The following is a 7,267-nucleotide window of genomic DNA, read 5'->3' on the forward strand; positions in this document are numbered from 1 at the left end:
TCTAGTCTCTAGTCTCTAGTCTCTAGTCTCTAGTCTCTAGTCTCTAGTCTCTAGTCTCTAGTCTCTAGTCTCTAGTCTCTAGTCTCTAGTCTCTAGTCGATAGTCTGCACAATCCCTTCAGCCGTTAAATCTCTGGACGATTAAAATCTTTGGCCCAGTCTTTTTTAAACCTAGAGACTAGAGACTAGTGACTAGAGACTGCCTTTCTGCTATCGGCTGCTTTTATTAATCATTTCCCGTATACGCAGCCTGAGGGCGTTCAGCTTTATGAAGCCTCCTGCATCTTTCTGGTCGTATACCGAATCCTTGTCGAAGGTGGCGAAGTCCTTCATGTAGTATGATTTGTCCGATTTTCTTCCGACCACGGTGGGGGTGCCTTTGTAGAGCTTTACCCTTACTTTGCCGCTCACACCCTTCTGAGACTCTTCCACCAGGGCCCGGAGGGCTTCCATCTCCGGGGTATACCAGAAGCCGTAATAGATCAGCTCTGCGATCTTCGGCATGAGACTATCTCTCAGGTGCATGACCTCCCGGTCCATGGTGATTGTTTCCATGCCCCGGTGTGCCGCCATGAGGATCGTGCAGCCCGGCGTCTCATAGACACCCCGTGATTTCATCCCCACGAACCGGTTCTCTACTATGTCGACCCTTCCGATGCCGTGGGCGCCACCTAACTTGTTGAGATGGGCGACGAGGATGGCGGGAGACATCTCCTTGCCGTCCACCTTGACGGCTACGCCGTCGACAAAATCGATCTCCACATACTGGGGCTTGTCCGGCGCCTTTTCAGGCGACACGGTGGTGAGGAACATGTCCTCCAGGGGCTCGTTCCACGGGTCTTCGAGCACTCCCCCTTCGTAGCTTATATGCATGAGGTTCCGGTCCATGCTGTAAGGTTTCGCCTTCGTGACCGGCACATCGATATCATGTTTTTTCGCGTAGTCGATAAGCTCGTCCCGGGAGGTGAAATCCCACTCCCTCCAGGGCGCGATAATCCTGATATTGGGCTCCATGGCATAAAAGGTAAGCTCGAACCTCACCTGGTCGTTGCCTTTCCCGGTGGAGCCGTGACACACGGCATCCGCCTTCTCCGCCCTCGCGATCTCTATGTGCCTTTTCGCGATAAGGGGACGGGCGAGCGAGGTGCCCATGAGGTAGGTACCCTCGTACACGGCATTTGCCTTTATTGCGAAAAAGATGAAGTCCTTCGCGAATTCTTCCCTGAGGTCCTCTATGTAGCACTTTGAGGCCCCTGTCTTTATGGCCTTCTCCTCGAGCCCTGTCAACTCCTCTTCCTGGCCCACGTCGGCTGCATAGGCTACCACTTCGCAATCGTAGACGTCCTTGAGCCATTTCACGATAATCGAAGTGTCGAGACCGCCCGAGTATGCCAGAACTACCTTTTTTACCGCTCCCATTCTATACCTCCGTCCTTTCAATCATTCACTTGAATTCGGCTAACCTTCACTGCCTTTTATCAACCACTCCAGCAGGGCCTTTTGCGTGTGAAGCCTGTTCTCCGCCTGGGAGAAGATCACTTCCTGCTGGGACTCGAATACACCGTCCGATATCTCCTTATTTCTGTGGGCGGGAAGGCAATGCATCACTATGGCGCCTTTCTTCGCCTCTTTGAGGAGGGCGTCGTCTATCCGGTATGAGGCAAAAGAAAGCGTCCTTTCTTCCTTCTCCGCCTCCTGGCCCATGCTCACCCACACGTCCGTATAGATCACATCCGCGTCCCGGACCGCCTCCAGGGGGTCATGGGTAGCGACAAACCGGCTATTCTCCTTCGCCTTTTCGAGAAGACTCCCTTTCGCCGCGTATTGCTCCGGCGTGGCGATGGAGAAACTGAGGTCGAGCAGTATGCACGCCTCCAGCCAGGAGTTCGCCACATTGTTACCGTCCCCGATATAGGCGATCTTCAGATCACCGAGATTTCCTTTGAATTCCCGGATGGTGAAAAGGTCCGCCAGGATCTGGCAGGGATGGTAGGTATCGGAGAGACCGTTCACCAGGGGCACCGTGGCCCACTGGGCCAGTTCCTCCACGAGGGCCTGGCCGTAAGTCCTTATCATTATGGCGTCCACATAGCGGCTCAATACCCTGGCCGTATCTTTCACGGGCTCGCCGCGGCCTATCTGGGATTCCCCGGAGCTCAAGAACATGGCATATCCACCCAGCTCCCACATGCCGATCTCAAAAGAGGCCCTCGTCCTGGTCGAGGATTTTTCGAAAATCATGGCAAGACTCTTATCTTTGAGGGGTTTATACTCTTTGCCCTGCTTCTTTTGCATTTTCAGGAAAGTCGACCTTTCCAGAAGGTATTCGCATTCCTCCCGCGTGATGTCCAGGAGTTTTGTAAAATCCCGCTTTGATTTCATCGCCCTTTCCTTACCCCTTCATGCCTTTGTTCTGACGGGAGAATACGCCGTCGGCGGTTTCAAGAAACAGATCGATCTCCTCGGTTTTCACTACGAGAGGGGGAACGAGCCGCAGTATCTTTCCCTTCGTGCAGTTCATGATGATCCCTTCCTTCATGAACTCCCGCTGGACGGCGTCTCCGTCGATGTCGAGCTCCACGCCGAGGATGAGCCCCATGCCCCGTATCTCCTTTATGAAAGAATATTTCTCCTGAAGTGACTTCAGGCCTTTCACGAGATAGCGGCCCATCTCCTCGCAATTCTTTATTATGCCCTCGTCGATGAGGGTATTGATCGTGGCGATTACCGCCGCGGCCGCGAGGGGATTCCCCCCGAAAGTCGAGGCGTGGCTCCCCGGCTCGAAGGCTTCCATCACCCCGTCTTTCGCCACTATGGCGCCCACGGGAAAACCGTTTCCCAGGGCCTTCGCGAGGCTCATAATATCGGGCTCTATGCCGAAATGCTCGTAGCCGAAGAATTTACCCGTCCTCCCCATGCCCGTCTGCACCTCATCGAATATCATGAGGATGTCCTTTTCACGGGTGAGCTGCCTCAGCTCTTTGATATACTGAGCATCCGCGGGGTATATACCCCCTTCGGCCTGGATGGGCTCGAGTATGACCGCGCACGTCTTCGCGGTGATCGCGTTTCTCACCGCCTCGAGATCGTTGAAATCCACATGGGTGAAGCCGGGAAGGAGTGGCTCGAACCCTTCGTGAAATTTGAACTGGCCCGTTGCCGCAAGGGTGCCGAGGGTCCTTCCATGAAAGGAGTTCTTCATCGATATGACCTCGTGGCGGCCCTCGCCATATTTTTTCCACGAATATTTCCGGGCGAGCTTGATGGCCGCTTCATTCGCCTCCGCGCCGCTATTGCAGAAGAAGACCTTGTCTCCGAAGCTATATTCCGTAAGAAGTATGGCAGCCTTGATCTGGGGCTCGATATAGAAAAGATTGGACGTATGAAAAAGCTTCGCCGCCTGGGCGGTAATGCCTTCCACTACTTCTTTTCTCGCGTGGCCCAAGTTGCACACCGCGATACCCGCCAGAAAATCGAGATATCTCCTCCCGTCAAGGTCCCATAACCAGCACCCCTCGCCCTTGGTGGGCACTATCGGATACCGCGTATAGGTGTGCGCGAGATAACGGCTCGCTTTCTCCATCATTTCCTGGTGCATCCCTAGCCTCCTATAATCTCGGTACCCACACCGGAATCGGTAAATACCTCGAGGAGAATCGCATGGGGCACCCTTCCGTCGACCACGTGGGTCTCCTTCACGCCGCCCTGCACCGCGTCGATGCAGCACATGACTTTCGGTATCATGCCTCCCGAGATCGTCTTATTTTCAATAAGCTGTATAACTTCCCTTTCCCTGAGGGTGGAAAAGAGGGCCCCCTCCTTGTCGAGGACTCCTTCCACATCGGTAAGGAGCACGAGTTTTTCCGCGGCCATGGCTTTGGCGATGGCCCCTGCCGCCGTATCGGCGTTGATGTTATATGAATTTCCGTCGATGCCGTCGGAGATGGGCGCGATCACGGGTATGAGCCCGTGCCTGTTTATGTCTTTGAGAATATCGACGTCGACTCCCACGATGTCACCCACAAAGCCTATTTCCTTGTTCGACACCTGCTTTGCCGTAAGCAGCCTGCCGTCCTTGCCGGAGAGGCCTATTGCCTTACCGCCGCAATCATTGATGTTTTTTACGATCTCCTTGTTCACGTGGCCAGAGAGGACCATCTCCGCGATATCGAGGGTCCGTTTGTCCGTAACCCGAAGGCCGTCCACGAACTTCGACGGGATATTAAGTTCCTTAAGGAGCCTTCCGATCTCGGGGCCGCCGCCATGGACGATGACCGGATCGATCCCTACGTACTTCAGAAGGACTATGTCCCGGGCAAACTCCTTTTTGAGGCTCTCTTCCTCCATCGCCGCGCCGCCGTATTTAATGACGAACGTGGCCCCGGCGAACCGCTTTATGTATGGCAGGGCTTCGAGTAAGGTTTCAACTTTTTCTCTCATAGTATGTACCTGCTCAAGTCTTCTTTTTCGAGGAATTCTCCGAGTTTTTCACGCACATAGGCTTTGGTGATGACAATCTTCTCCTCCTTGGTGTCGGGAGCGGAAAAGGATATATCCTCGAGGAGCTTCTCCATTACCGTATAAAGCCTTCTCGCGCCGATATTCTCGGTCATCTCGTTGATCTTCTGGGCGATATCCGTGATCTCTTCGACCGCCTCCTTCTCGAATTCGAGATCGATATCCTCGGTTTTGAGAAGGGCCTTATACTGTTTGAGGAGCGCATTGTCCGGCTCGGTGATGATCCGGTAAAAATCTTCCTTGGTCAAAGGGTCGAGCTCTACCCTTATAGGGAAACGTCCCTGAAGCTCCGGTATAAGGTCCGAGGGCTTCGACATGTGGAATGCGCCCGCGGCAATGAAGAGCACGTGGTCCGTCTTGACCATGCCGTATTTCGTCGTCACCGTGGTCCCCTCGACTATGGGAAGTATATCGCGCTGGACTCCCTCCCTCGACACATCGGGGCCGTGGGTATGGTCGCGGCTCGCAATCTTGTCGAGCTCGTCGAGAAATATGATGCCCGACTGCTCCACCCGCTCGATAGCGTCCTGAACCACCCTGTCCATATCGATAAGTTTCTTCGACTCTTCCTGGATGAGAAGCTCGTATGCCTCTTTTACCTTTACCTTGCGCTTCTTCGTCTTCTTCGGGAGCATATTGCCGAACATATCCCTGATCTGCATATCCATCTCTTCGAGGCCCGAAGCGGAAAAGATCTCCACGATGGGGAGCGCCTTATCGGGCACTTCGAGCTCCACGAATTTCTCCTCGAATTTACCCGCCTTGAGCTGGTTCCTCAGCTTGAGCCTCGAAAGGTCAGCGGGCTCGCCTTCCTTGGGGGCGCGGGCGCTCTTCCTTACGGGCAGGAGAAGATCGAGAATGCGCTCCTCCGCAAGCTCCCTCGCCTTTGCCAGGACCTGCTCGTGCTCTTCTTTCTTCACCATGTTGACGGAAAGCTCGGTGAGGTCCCGGATCATGGACTCCACGTCCCTGCCCACATATCCGACTTCCGTAAATTTGGTCGCCTCGATTTTGAGAAAGGGCGCGACCGCTAGCTTTGCCAGGCGTCGCGCGATCTCGGTCTTGCCCACCCCGGTGGGCCCTATCATGATGATGTTCTTGGGGGCGATCTCGTCCCGCAGCTCTTTCGAGATCATCTGCCGTCTCCACCTGTTCCGCAGCGCGATGGAGACCGCTTTTTTTGCCTTATTCTGCCCTATTATGAACCTGTTCAGCTCCTCCATGATCTCTTTGGGAGTCAATATCTTCATTTAAAGCTCCTCGATTACCGCTTTATCATTCGTATAGATGCAGATCTCCGAGGCAATGTGCATCGCCTCTTCCACGATCCCGCGGGCGGATAGGTCTGCATGCCGCAGAAGGGCCTTTGCGGCCGATTGGGCATAGGCGCCCCCGGACCCTATGGCGGCGACCCCGTCATCCGGCTCGATCACGTCTCCCGTTCCGGATACGACGAAGGTATGCTCGTCATCGGCCACGATCAGGAGCGCTTCGAGCCGTCTCAGCATCCGGTCCGTTCTCCAGTCTTTTGCCATCTCTACGGCGGCCCTGGTGATATTTCCATTATACTGCTCGAGCTTCTTCTCGAACCTCTCGAAGAGGGTAAAGGCATCCGCCGTGGCCCCCGCGAAACCGGCGATCACCTTGTCATGAAAGAGGCGGCGTACCTTCTTTGCCGTATGCTTCATGACGATATCGCCCATCGTGACCTGGCCGTCGCCTCCGATGGCAACTTTCCCCTTGTGTCTTACACATAAAATCGTCGTTGCTTCCATTCTACCTTCTTGGATGGGATTTGTCGTAAGTCTCCATCAGCTTCTCCATGGAGACGTGTGTATATTTCTGGGTGGTGGATAATTTTGAATGACCCAGCAACTCCTGAATAGTGCGGAGGTCCGCGCCGTTATCGAGCAGGTGCGTCGCGAAAGAATGGCGCACGCCGTGGAGTGCAAGATCTTTGAAGAGATGCACGTGGAGCTGATGCTTTTTCATGATCTTCAAAAGCCCGCCGTAAGAAAGCCGGTATCCCCTGGAATTTACGAAAACCGGGCCTTTCGATGAAGCCTTCCGGGCCTTGTCCCGGGACTCCAGGTACTCAACGATCGCCTGCTTCGCCTTATCGCCGAAAGGGAGCACCCGCTCCTTCCCGCCTTTTCCCTTCGCATGTACCCACATTCCGTCCATATGTATGTCTTCCATATCCAAATTAAGCGTTTCCTGTGCCCTCATCCCGGTCGAATACATAAGCTCGAAAATCGCCCGATTTCTCAGGTTAAGCCATCCGTCCCTGGGCAGGTAATCGAGAAAATGAAACATCTCGTCAATGGTATAGAACTTGGGAAGGTGCTTTTCCACCCTCGGGTTCTTGATCACCAGAGCCGTATTCTCCTCGATATACCCTTTCTTCTTAAGAAACCGAAAGAAAGATTTGATCGAAGAGACCTTCCGGGAAAGGGAAGACTTCTTCAGTCCCTTGTAAATACTGACAATATAAGCCCTTATGGCGTGATGGTCCACCACGTCATAAGAACCCTTTTCCACAAAGGAGACGAAATCGTCAATGTCTCCTCTATAAGCCCGCACCGTGTTATATGCCACACCCTTCTCAGAGCTCAAAAACTTATAGAACTCCCTGGATAACATCCTTACCGTATGTGTATCCATAAGACTATTATTCTATTACATTTTGCTAAATAATCAAGTAAATTCAAGAAAACCAAGGGGCAGTCCATAGTCTCTAGTCGATAGTC

6 protein-coding genes and 1 pseudogene are annotated in these 7,267 nt (G+C 53.7%); all 7 read right to left on the reverse strand.

Features of this window, described 5'->3' with window-relative positions:
* Positions 1-209 precede the first annotated feature (209 nt).
* Positions 210-1,418 (reverse strand): argininosuccinate synthase, encoded by a 1,209-nt coding sequence (locus VGJ94_07480; GenBank protein ID HEY3276447.1) that lies wholly within the window; start codon positions 1,416-1,418, stop codon positions 210-212.
* Between the two features lie 39 nt (positions 1,419-1,457).
* A complete protein-coding gene (gene argF, locus VGJ94_07485) occupies positions 1,458-2,381 on the reverse strand; it encodes an ornithine carbamoyltransferase (GenBank protein ID HEY3276448.1) in 924 nt (307 codons plus the stop codon).
* A gap of 10 nt (positions 2,382-2,391) precedes the next feature.
* On the reverse strand, positions 2,392-3,597 hold the full coding sequence (locus tag VGJ94_07490) for an aspartate aminotransferase family protein (protein ID HEY3276449.1): 1,206 nt from the start codon (positions 3,595-3,597) through the stop codon (positions 2,392-2,394).
* A gap of 2 nt (positions 3,598-3,599) precedes the next feature.
* On the reverse strand, positions 3,600-4,439 hold the full coding sequence (argB, locus tag VGJ94_07495; protein ID HEY3276450.1) for an acetylglutamate kinase: 840 nt from the start codon (positions 4,437-4,439) through the stop codon (positions 3,600-3,602).
* The gene (hslU, locus tag VGJ94_07500) at positions 4,436-5,767 is read right to left on the reverse strand and encodes an ATP-dependent protease ATPase subunit HslU (protein HEY3276451.1); all 1,332 of its coding nucleotides are present in this window, start codon (positions 5,765-5,767) and stop codon (positions 4,436-4,438) included. The genes argB and hslU overlap by 4 nt, the downstream gene beginning before the upstream one ends.
* A complete protein-coding gene (gene hslV, locus VGJ94_07505; protein HEY3276452.1) occupies positions 5,768-6,292 on the reverse strand; it encodes an ATP-dependent protease subunit HslV in 525 nt (174 codons plus the stop codon).
* A 1-nt stretch (position 6,293) separates the two neighbouring features.
* Positions 6,294-7,136, reverse strand: a pseudogene (locus tag VGJ94_07510) (tyrosine-type recombinase/integrase).
* Positions 7,137-7,267: the final 131 nt, after the last annotated feature.

The organism is Syntrophorhabdaceae bacterium, from assembly GCA_036504895.1.
Lineage (GTDB): Bacteria > Desulfobacterota > Syntrophorhabdia > Syntrophorhabdales > Syntrophorhabdaceae > PNOM01.

What these genes read in the sequence shown, in the direction of transcription:
- VGJ94_07480 (HEY3276447.1), bottom strand. Translation starts at nt 1,418, where the DNA reads ATGGGAGCGGTAAAAAAGGTAGTTCTGGCATACTCGGGCGGTCTCGAC.
- argB (HEY3276450.1), bottom strand. Translation starts at nt 4,439, where the DNA reads ATGAGAGAAAAAGTTGAAACCTTACTCGAAGCCCTGCCATACATAAAG.
- hslU (HEY3276451.1), bottom strand. Translation starts at nt 5,767, where the DNA reads ATGAAGATATTGACTCCCAAAGAGATCATGGAGGAGCTGAACAGGTTC.
- hslV (HEY3276452.1), bottom strand. Translation starts at nt 6,292, where the DNA reads ATGGAAGCAACGACGATTTTATGTGTAAGACACAAGGGGAAAGTTGCC.
- VGJ94_07490 (HEY3276449.1), bottom strand. Translation starts at nt 3,597, where the DNA reads ATGCACCAGGAAATGATGGAGAAAGCGAGCCGTTATCTCGCGCACACC.
- argF (HEY3276448.1), bottom strand. Translation starts at nt 2,381, where the DNA reads ATGAAATCAAAGCGGGATTTTACAAAACTCCTGGACATCACGCGGGAG.